This is a genomic window from Sphingomonas sp., assembly GCF_004799495.1.
Classification (GTDB): Bacteria; Pseudomonadota; Alphaproteobacteria; order Sphingomonadales; family Sphingomonadaceae; genus Sphingomonas.
Window position 1 is genome coordinate 26805 of sequence record NZ_SSMY01000012.1, and the last position, 17855, is coordinate 44659.

21 protein-coding genes are annotated in these 17855 nt (G+C 67.0%); 12 read left to right on the forward strand and 9 right to left on the reverse strand.

Annotated elements, in window-relative coordinates:
• Positions 1-29: 29 nt before the first annotated feature.
• The 3 genes from glyS to E7773_RS13905 are packed head-to-tail and all read right to left on the reverse strand — an operon-like array spanning position 30 to position 3756.
• Positions 30-2435, reverse strand: coding sequence for a glycine--tRNA ligase subunit beta (gene glyS / locus E7773_RS13895; RefSeq protein WP_293992398.1), 2406 nt, complete (start codon positions 2433-2435; stop codon positions 30-32).
• Entirely contained in the window at positions 2432-2857 is a 426-nt protein-coding gene (locus tag E7773_RS13900; RefSeq protein WP_293992401.1) for a DUF559 domain-containing protein, read from the reverse strand. The genes glyS and E7773_RS13900 overlap by 4 nt, the downstream gene beginning before the upstream one ends.
• A 32-nt stretch (positions 2858-2889) precedes the next feature.
• On the reverse strand, positions 2890-3756 hold the full coding sequence (locus E7773_RS13905) for a glycine--tRNA ligase subunit alpha (RefSeq protein ID WP_293992404.1): 867 nt from the start codon (positions 3754-3756) through the stop codon (positions 2890-2892).
• Between the two features lie 115 nt (positions 3757-3871).
• Between E7773_RS13905 and E7773_RS13910 the strand changes: the two genes are divergently transcribed.
• On the forward strand, positions 3872-4825 hold the full coding sequence (locus tag E7773_RS13910; RefSeq protein WP_293992407.1) for a TraB/GumN family protein: 954 nt from the start codon (positions 3872-3874) through the stop codon (positions 4823-4825).
• Positions 4822-5646: a TraB/GumN family protein gene (locus E7773_RS13915; RefSeq protein ID WP_293992410.1), complete on the forward strand. Its 825-nt coding sequence runs from the start codon at positions 4822-4824 to the stop codon at positions 5644-5646. The genes E7773_RS13910 and E7773_RS13915 overlap by 4 nt, the downstream gene beginning before the upstream one ends.
• On the opposite strand, the gene E7773_RS13920 is transcribed toward E7773_RS13915, so the two are convergent.
• Entirely contained in the window at positions 5640-5846 is a 207-nt protein-coding gene (locus E7773_RS13920) for a hypothetical protein (RefSeq protein ID WP_293992412.1), read from the reverse strand. The two genes, E7773_RS13915 and E7773_RS13920, sit on opposite strands and share 7 nt — an antisense overlap.
• Positions 5847-5976: 130 nt before the next feature.
• Between E7773_RS13920 and E7773_RS13925 the strand changes: the two genes are divergently transcribed.
• The 4 genes from E7773_RS13925 to E7773_RS13940 all read left to right on the forward strand — a co-directional run bounded on the left by E7773_RS13925 (position 5977) and on the right by E7773_RS13940 (position 8751).
• Positions 5977-6672 carry a 50S ribosomal protein L25/general stress protein Ctc gene (locus E7773_RS13925; RefSeq protein WP_293992414.1) on the forward strand — a complete coding sequence of 232 codons (696 nt, stop codon included), beginning with the start codon at positions 5977-5979 and terminating at the stop codon, positions 6670-6672.
• Positions 6673-6753: 81 nt separating this feature from the next.
• The gene (pth, locus tag E7773_RS13930) at positions 6754-7329 is read left to right on the forward strand and encodes an aminoacyl-tRNA hydrolase (RefSeq protein WP_293992416.1); all 576 of its coding nucleotides are present in this window, start codon (positions 6754-6756) and stop codon (positions 7327-7329) included.
• A gap of 61 nt (positions 7330-7390) precedes the next feature.
• On the forward strand, positions 7391-8086 hold the full coding sequence (locus E7773_RS13935) for a hypothetical protein (protein ID WP_293992418.1): 696 nt from the start codon (positions 7391-7393) through the stop codon (positions 8084-8086).
• Between the two features lie 86 nt (positions 8087-8172).
• Positions 8173-8751 carry a TIGR02466 family protein gene (locus E7773_RS13940; RefSeq protein ID WP_293992420.1) on the forward strand — a complete coding sequence of 193 codons (579 nt, stop codon included), beginning with the start codon at positions 8173-8175 and terminating at the stop codon, positions 8749-8751.
• Here the strand turns inward: E7773_RS13940 and E7773_RS13945 are convergent.
• The gene (locus tag E7773_RS13945) at positions 8738-9307 is read right to left on the reverse strand and encodes a hypothetical protein (protein WP_293992422.1); all 570 of its coding nucleotides are present in this window, start codon (positions 9305-9307) and stop codon (positions 8738-8740) included. The two genes, E7773_RS13940 and E7773_RS13945, sit on opposite strands and share 14 nt — an antisense overlap.
• 46 nt (positions 9308-9353) lie before the next feature.
• A complete protein-coding gene (locus tag E7773_RS13950; RefSeq protein WP_293992426.1) occupies positions 9354-9926 on the reverse strand; it encodes a hypothetical protein in 573 nt (190 codons plus the stop codon).
• Between the two features lie 210 nt (positions 9927-10136).
• Here E7773_RS13950 and E7773_RS13955 point away from each other — a divergent pair, with 210 nt between their 5' ends.
• The 3 genes from E7773_RS13955 (at position 10137) to E7773_RS13965 (ending at position 13208) form a co-directional block, all read left to right on the forward strand.
• Positions 10137-11639: a hypothetical protein gene (locus E7773_RS13955; protein ID WP_293992429.1), complete on the forward strand. Its 1503-nt coding sequence runs from the start codon at positions 10137-10139 to the stop codon at positions 11637-11639.
• Positions 11640-11716: 77 nt separating this feature from the next.
• Positions 11717-12814 carry a redox-regulated ATPase YchF gene (gene ychF / locus E7773_RS13960; protein WP_293992432.1) on the forward strand — a complete coding sequence of 366 codons (1098 nt, stop codon included), beginning with the start codon at positions 11717-11719 and terminating at the stop codon, positions 12812-12814.
• 16 nt (positions 12815-12830) lie between these two features.
• Positions 12831-13208: a hypothetical protein gene (locus tag E7773_RS13965; RefSeq protein ID WP_293992435.1), complete on the forward strand. Its 378-nt coding sequence runs from the start codon at positions 12831-12833 to the stop codon at positions 13206-13208.
• A gap of 9 nt (positions 13209-13217) precedes the next feature.
• Here the strand turns inward: E7773_RS13965 and E7773_RS13970 are convergent, their stop codons facing one another.
• Together E7773_RS13970 and E7773_RS13975 are read right to left on the reverse strand one after the other, a co-directional pair.
• Complete coding sequence (locus E7773_RS13970; RefSeq protein ID WP_293992438.1) at positions 13218-14108, reverse strand: helix-turn-helix domain-containing protein; 891 nt, start codon at positions 14106-14108, stop codon at positions 13218-13220.
• A gap of 140 nt (positions 14109-14248) precedes the next feature.
• Positions 14249-14638 carry a MerR family transcriptional regulator gene (locus E7773_RS13975; RefSeq protein WP_293992441.1) on the reverse strand — a complete coding sequence of 130 codons (390 nt, stop codon included), beginning with the start codon at positions 14636-14638 and terminating at the stop codon, positions 14249-14251.
• Between the two features lie 41 nt (positions 14639-14679).
• Between E7773_RS13975 and E7773_RS13980 the strand changes: the two genes are divergently transcribed.
• On the forward strand, positions 14680-15420 hold the full coding sequence (locus E7773_RS13980; RefSeq protein WP_293992443.1) for a glutaredoxin: 741 nt from the start codon (positions 14680-14682) through the stop codon (positions 15418-15420).
• Here the strand turns inward: E7773_RS13980 and E7773_RS13985 are convergent.
• Entirely contained in the window at positions 15380-15844 is a 465-nt protein-coding gene (locus tag E7773_RS13985) for a hypothetical protein (RefSeq protein ID WP_293992446.1), read from the reverse strand. The two genes, E7773_RS13980 and E7773_RS13985, sit on opposite strands and share 41 nt — an antisense overlap.
• Here E7773_RS13985 and E7773_RS13990 point away from each other — a divergent pair.
• Positions 15810-16952 carry a hypothetical protein gene (locus E7773_RS13990; protein ID WP_293992449.1) on the forward strand — a complete coding sequence of 381 codons (1143 nt, stop codon included), beginning with the start codon at positions 15810-15812 and terminating at the stop codon, positions 16950-16952. The genes E7773_RS13985 and E7773_RS13990 overlap by 35 nt on opposite strands.
• A gap of 179 nt (positions 16953-17131) precedes the next feature.
• Positions 17132-17779, forward strand: coding sequence for a PilZ domain-containing protein (locus tag E7773_RS13995; RefSeq protein ID WP_293992452.1), 648 nt, complete (start codon positions 17132-17134; stop codon positions 17777-17779).
• Positions 17780-17855: the final 76 nt, after the last annotated feature.

Consider the following 17855-nt stretch of genomic DNA (forward strand, 5'->3'; position numbering starts at 1 on the left):
GAATGTTCCGAATGTTCGCAGTGACGAGGCTATCCCTCGATCTTCGAGAAGTCGGCGACCGAATGGACCGCGTCGCGCACGCGGGCGAGCAGCGCCAGCCGCGCCTCGCGCTTCGCCGGATCGGCATCGTTCACGGTCACAGCCTCAAAGAACGCGTCGATGGGCGAGCGGAGCGTCGCGAGCGCCGCCATCGCGGCCTCGAAATCCTCCCGCGCCACCGCATCGGCGGCCGCTGGCCCGGCTGCATCGAGCGCGGCGATCAGGTCAGCCTCTGCCTTTTCGGGCGTGTAGGAAAGGGAAAAATCCCCTCTCCCCCCGGGAGAGGGGCGAGCGCCGTCGGGCGCGAGAGGTGAGGGCCGGGTCGAACCGCTGGCCGTATCGACCCTGCCCTCACCCCGCGGCGCATGCGCGCCTTGCCCCTCTCCCGATGGGAGAGGGGTGTACCCTTCCTTCTTCAAAATATTCGCGGCGCGCTTGTACCCCGCGAGCAGATTCGCGCCGTCCTCGGTCCCGACGAACGATTGCAGCGCGCGGACGCGGGCGAGCAGGCGGACGAGGTCGTCCTCCCCACCGAGCGCGAACACGGCGTCGATCAGGTCGTGCCGGACCCCGGCCTCGCGTTGCTGGACCTTGAGGCGGTCGGCGAAGAAGTCGGCAACCGCCTTCGCATAAAAGCGCTCGCCAAGGGCATCCACAATTTCAGGCTCGGGCATGCGAAACGGGAGCAGGCCCACAGACAGTGAGACCCCAGCTTCGCCAATCCGCCAACTTACTTCCGGCAACTCAGACGCGATGATGATTGAGGCTGTGACCAATTCCCGCAGATCAACGCGAATGTCGTTCATCGTGATAATTTTTATAGCGCCGAGAGCAGCCCGACGCAGGGCAAACGGATCTTTTGAGCCTGAAGGCGGCAATCCCACCGCAAAGAACAACGCCAGCGTATCGATCTTATCCGCCAGCGACACCGCCACCGTCACCGGGGCGGTCGGCACCTCATCCCCCTGCCCGACCGGCTTGTAATGATCGCGCACCGCCTCGGCGACCGCGGCGTCCTCACCCTGCGCGGCGGCGTAATAGCCGCCCATCAGGCCCTGCAATTCGGGGAACTCGCCGACCATGCCGGTGACGAGGTCGGCCTTGGCCAGCCGCGCGGCGCGTTCGGCGAGGTTAGCCAATTCCCCTCTCCCCTCGGGAGAGGGGCGAGCGCTGCCAGGCGCGAGGGGTGAGGGCTGGGTCGAACCGCTGGCCGCATCGACCCCGCCCTCACCTCGCGGCGCTTGCGCGCCTTGCCCCTCTCCCGAGGGGAGAGGGGATATGATCCCCTCCTCGACCAACCAGCGCGCAAGCGTCGCGACGCGCTCGACCTTGTCGGCGACGGTGCCGAGCTTTTCGTGGAAGACGATCTTCTCGAGCTTTGTCGCCTGCTCCTCGAGCGGCACCTTGAGGTCGGTGTCGTAGAAGAAGCGCGCGTCGCTGAGCCGCGCGGCGAGGACCTTGCGGTTGCCCTCGACGATCTTCGCGCCGCCGTCCGCCGCGTCGATGTTGGCAGTGCAGACGAACGCGTTGGCGAGCTTGCCGTCACCGTCGCGGCACACGAAATATTTCTGGTTCACGCGCGCGGTGAGCTGAATCACCTCGGGCGGGACTTCGAGGAACGCTTCGTCGAAGCGGCCGAGCAGCGGCACGGGCCATTCGGTCAGCCCGGCGTTTTCGGCGACCAGCCCTTCGTCCTCGATCAATTCCAATCCGGCGTCGGCCGCCAACGCGGCGGCACGGTCGCGGATGATCGCGCGGCGCTCGTCCTGGTCGACGATGACGTGGCAGGCGTGGAGCTTCTCGGCATAATCCGCCGCACTGCCGATCGTGATGACGCCGGGATGGTGGAAACGATGCCCCAAGGTGGCCGCGCCGGATTGCACGCCAGCAACTTCGCACGGCACCACATCCTCGCCAAGCAACGCGACGATGCCGTGCAAGGGGCGGACCCAGCGCAGGCTCTCGGTCGACAGCGACGCCTCGCCCCAGCGCATCGATTTGGGCCAAGGGAACTGGCGGACGATCGCGGGGATTGCCTCGGCCAGCACGTCGGCGGTCTTGCGCCCGGGCTTGTCGATCACCGCGAACAGCACGCCGTCGCGCTCGACCAATTGATCCTCGGACAAGCCAGTCTTGCGCAGGAACCCGTCGAGCGCCTGCGGCGGCGCGCCGACGCGCGGGCCCTTCACTTCCTCAGCGGTCGCTGCGGTTTCGGCCGGCAAATCGCGCGCGATCAGCGCGAGGCGGCGCGGGGTCGCGAACGTCACGATCGCGTCGGCGCGTAACCCCGCCTTCTCCAGCTCGCCCGCGAACAGCCGCGCGAGATCGTCGCGCGCCCTGTCCTGCATCCGCGCGGGGATTTCCTCGGAGCGCAGTTCAAGCAGGAAATCGGTCACAAATCCTCCCCGGCACGGGGAGGGGGACCGTCCGAAGGACGGTGGAGGGGGCGGGCCGCAAACGATACGATCGATTGGGCCGCAGCGTCGGCGTCACGCAGCAGGTCAGCCGCCGGAATGCGAAGAACGCGATAGCCTTGGGCTTCCAACCACGCCGTCCGCTCGGCGTCGCGCTCGGGCCGATTGCCCATATCGTGCGCCATGCCGTCGACTTCGATCACCAGCTCCGCCGACGCGCAGTAGAAATCGGCGCGGTAGCCGCCGATCGGATGCTGCTTGCGAAACGCGACCCCCTGCGGTGAACCTTTCAGCCGTTGCCACAGCAGGACTTCGGGCAAGCTCATCTCGCGCCGAGCTCTACGCGCTTCGTAGACGTCGGGCCGGCGGAGCGATCGCGAGCCCCCTCCGGCGCTTCGCGCCACCTCCCCGTCCCGGGGAGGATCTGATGTCGCCATCACGCCACCCACCCGTTCTTGTCCATCCACGCCGCGCACGCGCCTTTTGCGAGGTCGCGCACCCTACCGATATAAGCCTGTCGCTCGGCGACCGAGATCACGCCGCGGGCGTTCAAGAGGTTGAAGATGTGGCTCGCCTCGATCGCCTGTTCGTAGGCCGGGATCGGGAGCTGGTGCGCGAGGCAATTCTCGCACTCGGCGGCGGCCTTGCGGAACAGGTCGAACAAAGTCTCGGTGTCCGCGACCTCGAAGTTCCAGGTGGATTGCTCGATCTCGTTTTCGAGGAACACGTCACCATAGGTCACGCCAGCGTCGTTGTACGCGAGGTCGTAGATGCTGTCCTTGTTCTGGAGGTACAGCGCGAGCCGTTCGAGCCCATAGGTCAGCTCGCCCGCGACCGGCTTGCAGTCGAACCCGCCCATCTGCTGGAAATAGGTGAATTGGGTGACTTCCATCCCGTCGCACCACACTTCCCAGCCCAGTCCCCACGCGCCGAGCGTCGGGCTTTCCCAATCGTCCTCGACGAAGCGGATGTCGTGGTTGGCGGTGTCGATCCCGATCGCCGCGAGGCTGCCGAGGTAGAGGTCCTGCAAATCGGGCGGGCTGGGCTTCAGGATCACCTGATACTGGTAATAATGCTGCAGCCGGTTGGGGTTCTCGCCATAGCGCCCGTCGGTCGGGCGGCGGCATGGCTGGACGAACGCGGCGTTCCACGGGTCCGGCCCGAGCGCGCGCAACGTCGTCGCGGTATGGAACGTCCCCGCCCCCATCCGCATGTCGTACGGCTGGAGGATCAGGCAGCCGCGTTCGCTCCAATAATCGTGGAGCGTCAGGATCATGCGCTGGAAGGAGAGCGGCTGGGTCATGGTGCAGTGCAAAAGCCTCTGGCGCAGGGGGCGCGGAGGGTCAATGCCGCTTCACCTCTTGGTCATTTGGCTGGAGCTACCTAATTGTCGTCGGGACGCGAACCAAAGGACCATCATGCTTCGTAAACTGCTTATCCTGCTCGGATTGACCGCCGCCGGCATCGCCGCAGCACAGACCGCAACGCCGGCCCAGCCGCCCGCGAAAGCGGTCGTCACCATTCAGGACGCGCTCGACAAGCTCAAGGCGGCGCCGGCGATGGTCGATGCCGATCCCGCGCTGTGGGTGGTCAAGGATGCCGACACGACGATCTATCTGTTCGGCACGGTCCATGTGCTCAAGCCCGGGCTGTCGTGGTTCGACGAGGGCGTGAAGAAGGCGTTCGATTCGTCCGACGAACTGGTGCTCGAACTGGTCCAGCCCGATCCCGCGGCGATGCAGGGACTGGTGATGGCCAAGGGGTTCGACATGACCGGGCCGACGCTGTCGTCGCAACTGCCCGCCGACGAGCAGCCGATGTACCTCAAGGCGCTGACCGACAACGGCTTGCCCGCCGCCGCGTTCGACCATGCGCGGCCGTGGTTCGCCGCGACGACGCTGTCGATCCTGCCGCTGATGAAGCTCGGCTACGACCCGAAGAGCGGGCCCGAAAGCGTGCTGACCGAGGCGGCCGCCGCCGAGAAGAAGCCGGTCGAGGGGCTGGAGACCGCGGAGCAGCAGATCGGCTTCCTGTCGGGCCTGTCCCAACCGGTCCAGCTGACCTTCCTCGAATCGACGCTCAAGGACTTGCCCAAGACCGCCGAGAACATGGACAAGATGGTCGGCGCCTGGTCGCGCGGCGACCCGGCCGCGCTCGGCGAGATCATGAACGAGGGGCTGACCGATTCGCCCGAACTGGCGAAGGCGCTGCTGTTCGACCGCAACGCGCGCTGGGCGCAGTGGATCAAGGCGCGATTGGCCAAGCCGGGGACGGTGTTCATCGCGGTCGGCGCGGGGCATCTGGCGGGCAAGCAAAGCGTGATCGAGCAGCTGAAGGCCCTGAACCTGACCGCGACGCGGGTCGCCTATTGATCCGCGCCCGCGCCCTGATCGCTGTCGCGCTGGCGGCGCTCGGTGGGTGTTCGCTCGCGTCCGAGCCGGCGACGCCGCCGATGTGGAAGGTCAGCGACGGCGACACGACCGTCTACCTGCTCGGGTCGATGCATCTGCTCCCGCCCGGGACCGACTGGCGCGACGCCGCGGTCGAGCGCGCGATTGCAGACGCCGACACGCTGGTGCTGGAGAGCGATCCCGATGCCAGGGACGATTTCGCCACGATCGCCAAGGCGCCCGGTCTGCGCCCGCTGACCGAGCGGCTCGGCCCCCAACGGCGCGACGCGCTCGACCAGGCGATCGCGCGGACCGGCCAGCCGGCGGACGCGTTCGACGGGTACAAGGATTGGGCCGCCGCGGTGATGCTCGGCACCGGCGACGCGCTCGACGCGGGTGCGACGGCGAAGGACGGGGTCGACGCAATGCTGTGGGCCGCGTTCGCCGGCAAGCATCGCGAGGCGCTCGAGCAACCCGGCGCGGAAATCCGCGCGCTCGACATCCTGCCGCCGCAGCTCCAGCACCGCATGCTCGACGAATCGCTCGGCGGGCCGCGTTACGAAAGCGTGCTCGACGCGTGGGAACAGGGCGACCTGGCCGCGCTCGACAAGGCGAGCGCGTCGAAGGAACTCCGCCCGTTCCTCGTCACCGCCGCCAATCGCCGCTGGGCCGCGTGGATCGCGAACCAGATGGGGCCGAAGGCCACGCTGCTCGTCGCGGTCGGCGCGGGGCATCTGGTGGGGAAGGATTCGATCGTCGATATGCTCGCGGCCAAGGGATTCAAGGTCGAGCGCGTTCAGTAGAGCCCGTTAGTCTCTCCGTCCCCATCCCCACTCAATAACTGGTCTATTTCGTTCAATTCGGCCCGAAGCGTGGCGATGATCTCGTGGTTGTTGCCCGCAACGAAATAGTGCGGCGACTCCAGCTCGCGCAGTTGCGCAACAATCCCCGCCCGCGCCTCGACAAGTTGGTCGCGCAACGGTCGTTCTTCGTGGGGCGGCATACCGTCTCCGTGTCAGGCGTGGCTTGCGCCCTTAGCACCTTTCCGCTAGTGGCGCGCGCTTCCGCAGCGTGGTCATCCCTGGAGGCGTGCGCGGAAATATCCTGAACCAAACGTATTTCGGAGACTATCAATGAGCGACCAACTGACGCTCGCCGCCGAGACGCGCGACCGTGGAGGCAAGGGAGCCTCGCGTGATCTGCGCCGCAACGGCCGCGTGCCCGCCGTCATCTATGGCATGAAGCAGGACCCCATCTCGATCCACGTGGAAGAGAAAGCGCTGGTCCGCGCGCTGATGACCGGGCATTTCATGAACACCGTCGTGATGGTCGACACCGGCAACGGCAAGCCGACCCGCACGCTGCCCAAGGACGTGGCGTTCGACGTCGTCACCGACCGTCCGCTCCACGTCGACTTCCTGCGCATCAGCGAGCACGCGACCGTCCACGTCAACGTGCCGGTGCACTTCACCGACGAGGAAGAGTGCAAGGGCATCAAGATCGGCGGCGTGCTGAACGTCGTGCGGCACGAGCTCGAACTGATCGTCGATGCCGCCGACATTCCGGGCGAAATCGCGATTTCGCTCAAGGGTCTCGAGGTTGGTGACTCGATCCACATTTCGCACGTCGCGCTGCCCAAGGGCGCCAAGTCGGCGATCGACGACCGCGACTTCACCATCGCGACGATCATCGCCCCGTCGGCGCTGAAGTCGACCGAAGGCGATAACGAGACCGAAGCGGGTGGCGCCGAGGCGCCGGCCGAGACCGCCGACGCGGAGGGTGAAGCTGCCGCGACCGAAGCTCCCGCCGAGGGCGATACGGCCGAGTAACACCGGCTTCGCATTGTCGAAAACGATTGGGGCGCGCGATCCGCTGGATCGCGCGCCCCTTTCGCGTCTAGGGAAGGCGCCATGCAACTCTGGGTCGGCCTGGGCAATCCCGGCGCGCAATATGCGATGCATCGCCACAACGTCGGCTTCATGGCGGTCGACGCGATCGCCGAGGTGCACGATTTCGGCGCGGTGAAGAAGCAATTCCAGGGCTGGACGCAGGAAGGGCGCGTCGGCGGCGAGAAGGTGCTGCTCTTGAAGCCCGCGACCTTCATGAACGAGAGCGGCCGCTCGATCGGCGAGGCGATGCGCTTCTACAAGCTCACGCCCGAGGACGTGACGGTGTTCTACGACGAGCTCGACCTCGAGCCGTTCAAGGTCCGCGTGAAGCGCGGCGGCGGGACCGCGGGGCACAACGGCATGCGATCGACCGTCCAGCATATCGGCGATGCGTTCCGCCGCGTGCGGATCGGGATCGGCCATCCCGGGCACAAGGACCGCGTGACCGGGCACGTGCTGGGCAATTACGCCAAGGTGGAGATCGAACCGCTGACCGACCTGCTCGGCGCGATTGCGGCGGAAGCGGATTGGCTGGCGCAGGGCGACGACGTGCGCTTCATGAACGACATCGCGCTGCGGCTTCAGAGCGAGACCTAAACGCGGTACTTGCTGGCAAGCTTGCGCTACCTATTTACTTTGCATCATTGATGAAAGCCGAATGATGTCGACCAAACGCTCGCGAGTTGTGCGACCACTCACTGCGATCGAAGAAGAATTTCGAGCCCAGCTTGGTTTTCTTCGGTCGTCGTGCGAGGCATATGACCGCGGCGAGACTGACGAATTTCGACGGATCGCGCTAGCTATTCGTGTACTAGTTTATGACCGTGGACAGTCGCAATCAGTCATAAGCCAATTAGGTCTCACGAACGTTCCATTCATCTCCTATTGCCCCTCACTAAATCCGGCCAACCTACTCAGCGAGGCGCCGCTCGTGATGGTGCAGATAGGCGCAGACATCGCTTATAGGCCCTTGCTCGATGAAGGACCTTTTCCGCCAAGCGTGCTTGCCTTGCCGGCTTGGTGGGAGCAGCCGGTATTTCGGACCGCTGAAGGCGAAGTCATGGAGCGTAACGGCTTCGTGCTGTTTGTCGCCAATCAGGCTGGCGGCGCCCACGTTGATCCTGAACTCGATGAACAGTTTCATCGGATCGCGAACGAGAATGCCGCCGGATGGATTGGCACCGTCAACGGTGAATCCTTTCCGCTTGAGCACTTGGAGAAGGCCTATATTCGTCACATTGGCTTCGAAACCCTGAAATCGCTCGAACCGGAATGGGAGCGCATCGCGGGAAATAGGATATGTGGCTGCGGTACCGGCCGGAAATTTCGGTACTGCTGCGGCAAAAGCAAATAGCCAAATTCGGTACGCTTTCTTGCGACATTGCGGATAACGTACGTCGTGATTTGCTAGTCAGGCTCCGACATGCTTCACGGCAATCGATGACTATCAACACCCTTTTCGCTACCCGGTTCTACGACGCGGCGCTCGGCGACGACGCGCTGGTCGCGGAACTGGCCGATGCCTGCCGCGATCTCGCCGAACAGGATCGCGCCGGGCGCAACTGGTCGAAGGAGCATGGCTATCGCGGTTATACCTCCTACGCATCGCTCGACGATCTGCCGATCCGCGACCCGCGCTTCGGCGACCTGGTCAAGCTGCTCGACAAGCACGTCGCGGCGTTCGCGCGGGACTGCGGGTTCGAGCTCGCCAAGAAGCTCAAGCTCGACAGCCTGTGGGTCAACGTCCTCAAGCCTGGAGGCACGCATTCGGGACATATCCACCCGCATTCGGTGGTGTCGGGGACGCTCTATATCTTGGTGCCGCCGGGATCGGGGGCGCTGCGGCTCGAGGATCCGCGCCTGCCGCTGATGATGGCGGCGCCGTCGCGGCCCGACACATTCGTCTATGTGGAACCTGGCGAGGGCCGGGTCTTGCTGTGGGAAAGCTGGCTGCGGCACGAGGTGATGCCCAACGCGGCCAACCACGACCGCATCAGCATCAGCTTCAATTACCGCTAGCCGCGCGCACCCCCGGCTCGGTCGTTCCGGCCGACACCCACGCTGTCTTCGCGCCGCACCGTTGCGTGACGGTCAGCAATTCGAACAGCGCGCCGATCGCCGCCGATCCGAAGTCGACCGTGATCCATTTCTCGTCGACGGTGACGCTATGGATCAGGCCTGCGCCGTCATGCTCGCGGGCCCGCGCGGGGTCGGCGCGCGGGAACCAGCGGTCGAACCACAGCGAAATCGAGCGCCCGTCGTAGCTGCCGTCATGCTCGATCCGCACATCGTGCCACCACAATTCGTCGAACGTGATCGCGATGCCCGGCGTATTCAGCGTCACGGGCGGCAGCTTGCCTGCGCGCGGGCGCGGAACCAGGTCGGACATGCGCGTGACCGGATCGCCGAAACTGACATCGGCGACGTAGGCGCGCGCGAACATCTTGCTGTTGGGTGCCTCGACCCGACGTTCGGCGAAGACGTCAGAGTACCGCAGCCGTTCCGCCGTGATGAAATCGCGCAATTGCTCGACATAATCGTCGCGCACCGCGGCAATCATTTCGCGAATGTTCATGGCCGCATCGTGCGCGGGCCGTGGTTGCGAAGTCGCTAACGCAGCCTCAGAACGCGAACCTCACCGCCAGCGTCGCGATCGGGTTGAGCCCGGCGCGATTGGCGCTGCCCTCCCTCAGCCGATAGGCCCCGCCGCGCGGGCCGGGGTTGATCGCCCGTCCCTTCAGCGCCCCGCCCTCGATTCCGATCACCAGCCGCGGCGCGACTTCGGCGTCGTAGCCGGTGGTGAGCGCCCAGGTACGGCGCCGGAACCCAACCGCGACCCCGCCGCCGCCGCGCCAGTGTGGGTCGAACAGCACGCCGCGCGACGCTTGTTCCGCCGTCGCCCAGAAATTGGGCCGCGCGAAATAGCGGCTGCCGATCGACACGTGAAAGCCCGCGCCGGAAACCGGATAGATGTCGGTCATCCCGCGAAAGAAGCGCGGGCGGACCATGTCGGTGAGCGCGGTATAGCCGCCGCGCCGCACGACCTGCGGCCCCATGCGCGGCGAGCGCCCGCTGATCAGCCCGAACCGCGCCTCCGCGACGGTGCGCTTTTGCGGATGCCGCGCCGCCGTCGCCGGCAGCGCGACGCACACCGTGCCGCCCAGCGCGATAGCGGCGCAAATCGCCTTGTTCATCCCCTTGCCCCCCAACGGACAGCGGCCTCCCCCGAGGCGCGACTCTCCTACAAAGGGTGGTGGCATGACGTCGCACGCCACGCAATCCCTTGGCGCGGCCGGGCGCCCCAGCGTGGGGCGAACCGCCCGATGAACGGGCCGGCCAGCATGAATTCAGGAACGGGGCGCTATTCCCGACCGTTCCGGGGGACAGACGACCGGAGAGACGCCATGAGCAACCCGATATTCCGCCGCATGCTGGGCGCAAGTGCCGCGATCGCGATCGCGGCCTCGCTCGGCGCGTGCGGCCGCCAGGCCACCGACAGCCAGATGACCGCGGCGTCGAGCCTGCCCGACTTGCCAGCGACCCTGCCGCTCGATCCGCGCGGGTCGACCGCGTGGCCGACCGCGCCCGAAGTCGCGGCGCTGCCGACGGCGGCGCCGTTGCGTACCGTGCGCGTCGCGAATCCGCGTGACTATTATGGCTATGCCGATGCGGCGTACGACTACCAGGACGTGCTCGGCGACGCGCCGCCGGATTATTATTTCGACTATGACGGCGTCGATCCCTGGGCGTGGGAGGGGTACGACCAGTCGGTCGTGTTCCTCGAACCGCTCGACCAGGGCTATCGCTATTACTACTACCGCCCCGGCGCCGACGCGCCCTATTTCGTGCGCGATCCCGACTATGGCTATGGTTACGACGGCGACGGGCTGGCGGTGATCTACGACCGCTATGGCACGGTGTTACCCTATGCCGATTACGGCGCGAGCCGCGACTATGCCGCGCGCTATTACCTGCGCGGGCGCGACATGTATGCCGCGTCGCATCGCGAGGACCGGCGCGCGGTGAGCGCCGCCGCCTGGGCCGCGCGTCAGCCGACGATCGTCGCCGCGCGCACGACCTGGAGCGAGGCGCGCGCGCGCCAGCCGCTGTGGAGCGAGTTCCACACGGCGGCAGCCCCGCGCCAGGCGACCTATTGGCGCGAGGAAGCGGTGCGGCGCCAGGCCGACACGCAGCGCTTCGACCAGTGGCGCGCGCAAGCCTTCCGCACCCCGCCCCCGCCGCGCGCGATCCCGGCGGCGTGGAGCAACGCCAAATGGGCGCGCGACGACAAGCGCTTCCAGCCGGCGCGGGTGGAGCGGCAGGCTGTTGCTGCGGCGGCACCGCAGGCGCCTGTGGCGCGCGACGGGCGCGACCGCGGCAACCCGGCTGCGATGGCGGCGCCCGATCCGCGCCGCGCTGCGATCGCCCCCGACCAGCACGGCAAGGGCGCGCGCTTCGCGGCCCCGATGCGCCAGCCGCAAGGCGGCGGCAATGTGCCACAGGCAGCGCCCGCGCGCGTCGCCCAGCCGCGCCCCGATCACGGCGCCGGCCGGCGCGCCGATGTCCGCAGCGCCCTCCGTGCCCAGCCCGACCGCGCGCCGCGCGTCGAGCGACCCCAACCACAAGTTCGCATCGAACGACCGCAACCGCCAGCGCGGGTCGAACGCCCGCAACCACAGGCGCAGGCGCAAGGACGTGGGCACGGCGGCGGCGGTGAAGCCCGGCAATTCCGAGCCCCGTCGGCGCCGCGGGTCGAGGCACCCCGCCCCCAACCGCAAGCGGCGCCTGCTCCTCAGCCGCGTGGCAACGGTGGCGGCGGTGCCGGCCGAGGCAATGGCGGCGGCAACCCCGGCGGCGGGGCTGGCGGCAAGGGTGGCGGTGGCGCCGGCAAGCACGGCCACGGCTGACGCCTGAACCCCGGGCGGCTGGCGCTTTGCCGCGCCGCCGCCTACAGGAGCCGCTTTCCTATCCCTGAGCGAGAACAATGGGCTTCAAATGCGGCATCGTCGGGCTTCCCAATGTGGGGAAGTCGACGCTCTTCAACGCGCTGACCGAAACCGCGGCGGCGCAGGCGGCGAACTATCCGTTCTGCACGATCGAGCCCAATGTCGGGAACGTCGGCGTGCCCGACGCGCGGCTGCAGAAGCTCGCGGCGATCGCCAGTTCGCAGAAGATCATCGAGACGCAGCTCGCCTTCGTCGACATCGCCGGCCTCGTGCGCGGCGCGTCGAAGGGCGAGGGCCTCGGCAACCAGTTCCTCGGCAACATCCGCGAGGTCGACGCGATCGTCCACGTGCTGCGCTGTTTCGAGAATGGCGACGTGACGCACGTCGAGGGCAAGGTCGATCCGATCGCGGATGCGGAGACGGTCGAGACCGAATTGATGCTCTCCGACCTCGAAAGCCTCGAAAAGCGCGTCCCCAACCTCGCCAAGAAGGCGGCGCAGGGCGACAAGGAATCGAAGATCGCGGCGAGCGTGCTCGGCCAGGCGCTCGGCCTGCTCCGCGACGGCAAGCCCGCACGGCTGACCGAGCCGAAGGACGCCGAGGAAGCGCGCGTGTTCGGCCAGGCGCAGCTCATCACCGCCAAGCCCGTGCTCTACGTCTGCAACGTCGATGAGGGCGACGCCGCGAGCGGCAACGTGCATTCGGCGCGCGTGTTCGAAAAGGCCAAGGCGGAAGGCGCCGAAGCGGTCGTGGTCTCCGCCGCGATCGAGGCCGAGATCGCGACGATGCCGCCCGAGGACCGCGGCGAATTCCTTGCCGAACTGGGCCTGCACGAAACCGGCCTCGCGCGCGTCATCACCGCGGGCTACAAATTGCTCCACCTCCTCACCTTCTTCACCGTCGGCCCCAAGGAAGCGCGCGCCTGGACCGTCCACGCCGGCGCCACCGCGCCCGAGGCGGCGGGCGAGATCCACACCGATTTCGAAAAGGGCTTCATCCGCGCCGAAACGATCGCCTACGACGACTATGTTGCGCTGGGCGGCGAGGCGAAAGCGCGCGAGGCCGGCAAGCTACGCGCCGAGGGCAAGGCCTACGTCGTCCACGACGGCGACGTGATGCACTTCCTGCATAGCTGATGCGCGGCGCGCGATCGTGGCTGATATTGTTCGCGTCGGTGTCGTGCTGGCGATCGTGTTCGCTGCAGGGATGTTCGGTATCGGGGCCTTTGGCTCGGCGGTCGGAATAGCCGGGCTCGTGTGCGGTTTGCTTCTCCTGCAATTGCCCGCCGTGGCATGGCGAATGGCGGGAGGTTCGCGGCGACAGATGCTGGCGGTCGCCGTCGGCGTGCCATTGTTTGTCATAGAGATATGGCTGGGGATCAGCGGAGCCGAGAGTGAAGGCAGGGGCGGCGACCTCCAAGGCGTCGAGTACATACTGATGTGGGTCGTGATCGCGCCGATCGTTCTCAGCGCCGTGATCGTCACGCTGGTGACCGACCGGTTGGTCTCGATAGATCCACCTGCCGACTAACGGACGCCCCTACTCCTCCGGCGGGGCGGGCGGCAGTGCGAACGACAGCGGGATGCCCTGCGCCATCTGGACCAGCGCGGCCTGCCCCATCAGCGGGCGGGCGGCGGCGAGGAATTCGGTCGGGCTCAGCCCCATGAACTCGCGGAATTCGTGGACGAAATGCGCCTGGTCGAAATATTCCGGGTCGATCAGCGAGACGTAATGGCGTTGCTCGTTGACGCGCATCTGGCCGAGCGTCGCGAGGAAGCGCTGGCGCCGCAGCAGCCGTTTCGACCCGAACCCGAACACGCGGCGGCATAGCCGGGCGAGCGTGCGGTGGGGTACGCCGACCCGCTCGGCGAACGCCTCGACGTCGTGCGGCCGCTCGCGCACGACATGGTCGAGCTGGATCGCCCAGTCGGGGTTGGGTGGCGTTTGTTCGAGCCGTTCGAGCAATAGTTGGTCGAAGATCGCCGCGGCGGCCGCGTCGTCGTCCCCCGCCGCGATCAGCTCGGCGAGCAGTTCGCCATCGGGCCGCCCCATCGCGTCGCCCAGCGGGATCACGCGATTGGCGAGCTTTTCCGCCGACACGCCGACCAGCCGCTGCCAGCCGAGCGGAGTCAGCCCGAACCCGACCGTCTTGCCCCCCTGGCTGGTCACCTTCGCGGCGCGGTCGGTCGGACCGAACAGCGCGGTGGTCATCGGATAGCTGGGATAGTGCCGTCCGAGCTGGATGATCCACGCGCCGCGCGTTGTGAAGCGCACATTGCCCCATTCGGGATAGAGGAAATCCTCGAGCGGCTCGAAGCAGTCGACGAAATAGTAGAAGGTCGCAAAGCTGCGCAGCCGTTCGTCGGGCAGGCGAATGCGCACCGAGGTGCCCGTCGCGTCCTCCGTGGCTGCCGCCTGCTCGCGCTGCATGCCCGCGTCCCCCCATCAGGACGCGCTGGCGCGCGCCCCGTCTTCCCGGTCGCGAAGATGCCGTGGTCGGGGGGAAAGTCAAAGGGTTATACGTAGCAATAGGTAATGAGGCGGGTCAAACGCATGGCATCGGTCTTCGGTCAGGGCTGATCGAAAGCCGCGATAATCGGGCACGGCCCCGTGCCGCCCTTGCCACACTCGCGTGCCAACCTGGTCAGCGCATCGCGCGCAACGGTCAGCTCCTCGATCCGCGCGTCGAGCGCCGCGATCCGCTCGCGAGCCAGTTCGCGCGCGCGAGACCGATCATCGCGCGCGTCGAGGTCGAGCAGTTCGGCGATCTGGTCGAGCGTGAACCCCGCCGCCTGTGCCGTCCGGATGAAGCGCAGTCGTCGCGCATCTTCCGTGTCGTAGCGCCGCACGCCCCCGGCGCGTGCCGGTTCCGCGAGCAGCCCGCGGCGCTGGTAATAGCGCACCGTCTCCACCCCCACCCCGCCCGCCGCGGCGAGCGTTCCGATCGTCATCCCGGACATCGCTTGACTCCGTACCACGGTACGGATGCTAGATAGGGGACATGGCGACCGAATCAAAGCGCGCGACGCTCTATCGCATGGTCATGCCCGAGCATGTCTGTCCCTACGGCCTGAAATCGAAATGGCTGCTCGAACGGTACGGCTACACGGTCGACGATCACTGGCTGAAGACGCGCGCGGAAACCGATGCGTTCAAGGCCGAGCAGCATGTCGAAACGACACCGCAGACGTTCATCGATGGACGGCGGATCGGCGGCAACGACGATCTGCGCCGCTTCTTCGGGCTGCCCGCACCGGCGAAGGGCGATACGAGCTATCAGCCGGTGATCGCGGTTTTCGGTATGGCGGCGGTGATGGCGCTGGCCGCGAGTTTCGCCGCCTACGGCACACCGCTGACGGTGCGCGCGGGCGAGTGGGTCGTCGCGTTCGCGATGTGCCTGCTGGCGATGCTCAAGCTGCAGGATGTCGAGCGCTTCTCGACGATGTTCCTTAATTACGATCTGCTCGCGAGGGCCTGGGTACCGTATGCGTATCTCTACCCACTCCTGGAAGGGTTGGCCGGCGTGCTGATGGCGGCGGGCGCGGCGATGTGGCTGTCGGTGGCTGTGGCGCTGTTGATCGGGTCGGTTGGGGCGGTGTCGGTCGTGAAAGCGGTTTATGTCGACCGGCGCGACCTCCAATGCGCGTGCGTCGGCGGGTCGAGCAACGTGCCGTTGGGTTTAGTGTCCCTGACGGAAAACCTCATGATGGTCGCGATGGCGGCATGGATGGTGGCGAAATGATGCGCGCATTGTTGATGCTGGGCGTTGCGTTCGCGCCCGCACCGGCGCTGGCGCAGTCGATGCCGGGGATGACAATGCCCGCCAAGCCCGCGCCCAAGGCCAAGCCGGTATCGAAACGCGAGGTGAAGCCGGCCGTCCGCCGCGCACCGGTGCGCAAGACTTCCGTCCCGGCGAAACGCGCCGATCCGATGGCCGGTATGGATATGCCCGCACCCCCCGCCATGCCGAGGATGGAAATGCCGGCGCCCGCTGCCGTGCCGCGCGCGCCGGCTCCGGCGATGCCGGACATGGCCATGCCGCCCTCCCCCGCATCCGGTGCAGCGATGCCGGAAATGGGGATGCCGAAGGGCAAACCGATAGTGGGAACGGCGGCAATGCCGGGCATGGCGATGGGCAGTACCGCGTTCGCGACGGGATCGGGCACCGCGCGCAATCCGGGGGCCGAGGGCGCGATGCACGGGCTGCACCTGACCGCCGGCAACTGGATGCTGATGCTCCACGGCTATGTCTGGGGCGCGTATACCGATCAGCGCGGACCGCGCGGCAGCCGCGAGGCGTTCGTCACGTCGATGGCGATGGTCGAGGCGAGCCGCGACTGGCGCGGCGCGAAGCTGACGCTGCGATCGATGCTCAGCCTCGACGCGCTGATGGGCGCGCGCGGCTATCCCAACCTGTTCGCGACCGGGGAGACCGCCGACGGCGCGACGCCGCTGATCGACCGCCAGCATCCGCACGACCTGTTCATGGAGCTGTCGGCGCGGGTCGACGTACCGCTCGGGCGCGGCGTCACCGGGTTCGTCTATGGCGGCCCGGTCGCCGAGCCGGCGCTCGGCCCCTCGGCGTTCATGCACCGCGCTTCCGCGCAATTCCTGCCGCTCGCGCCGATCACGCACCATTGGTTCGACAGCACGCACATCAGCTTCGGCGTAATCACCGCCGGCGTGTCGAGCGACCGGTGGCAGTTCGAAGGCTCGGCATTTCGCGGGCGCGAGCCCGACCAGCACCGCTGGGACATCGAGATGCCGAGGCTCGATTCGTGGAGCGTGCGCGCGACGTGGAACCCCTCGCGCTACTGGTCGGCGCAGGTCAGCTACGGCCGGCTCAAGAGTCCGGAGGCGCTCGAGCCCGGCGTGGACGAAGCGCGCACCACCGCGAGCGTGCAATATGCGCGCGGCGGCTTTTCCGCGCTCGCGGGTTTCTCGTCAAAGAATCGCCTGCCGGGGCGCGCTCTCACTGCATGGATCGGCGAGGCGAACTGGAATCTGGGCGTGCACCATGCGCTGTTCGGACGGGTCGAGAATGTCGCCAACGACGAACTGTTCCCCGACCCCGCCAGCCCGCTGCACGACCGTCCGTTCCGCGTGACGCGCGGCGAGGCGGGTTACGCCTATCGCCTGAAGCTCGTCGGGTCGCTCGACGCCGCGGTCGGCGGTAGCGGGTTCGTGATCGCCAAGCCGCGCGCGCTCGACGCCGCCTATGGCCGCGCGCCCGCCGGCTGGACCGGTTTCATCAAGTTAAGCATAGGTAGTTGAAGAAAGTTTACCTGATGCGGAGCAATAATACAGTATAAGACATGGCGAAAACGCACCAAAATGGCTGTTTATGGACGATATTATGCCCATTACGATAGTTAACGGCCTTTATACTATACTTCATCAGGAACGAATTCTATTTTAGATATGTTGCGCTCTGTAGATATACGGAGGAGGAAATGCCAGCAACTCTAGGCAGCCGATCGGGAGGGGCGGAACCCGACGTAGCAAGGCCCGCGGGCGACCAGCGGGCCGATGTCCGGCATCGCACCGTGTTGCAAGTCGCCAAGCTCGTCACCGAGCGCGGCGACGAATTGTGCATCCTGCGCAACGTATCGGCCGGCGGATTGCGCGCCGAGGTGTATTGCCACCTTTCGGTCGGCGACCGAGTCCAGCTGGAGCTCAGGACCGGCCGCGGAATGCGGGGCCGCGTGGTCTGGACCAGCGGGTCGTCGATCGGCGTGGAATTCGACCGCAAGGTGCCGATCCTTTCCTATCTGGCGCATCAGGCGATGCAGGAGCTCGGCCGCCGCGTGCGCGCGCCGCGCGTGCGGATCGGCGAACCGGGCATCCTGCGCGTGCCCGAGGGCGATTTCCCCGCCGACATCGTCGATGCGTCGCAGGGCGGCATGCGCCTTCGCACCAACCGCGCACTGTCGCCGGGCGGCACCTGCAAGGTCGTCGCCGAGGGGCTGGGCGAACGCGGTGCGCTGGTGCGCTGGTGCCGCGACGGCCAAATCGGCCTGCAGCTCAAGCGCCCATTGTGCTTCCACGAATTCGCGCAATGGCGGTCCAAGGAGAAATCGCTTCGCACCGGCGTGCACTGAGCGTGGCTGGCCAGCCCTTGCAGAAATAGACCCTTGGCGGATAGCCGCGATTTCCGGCATGCAGTTGGAGACCGCT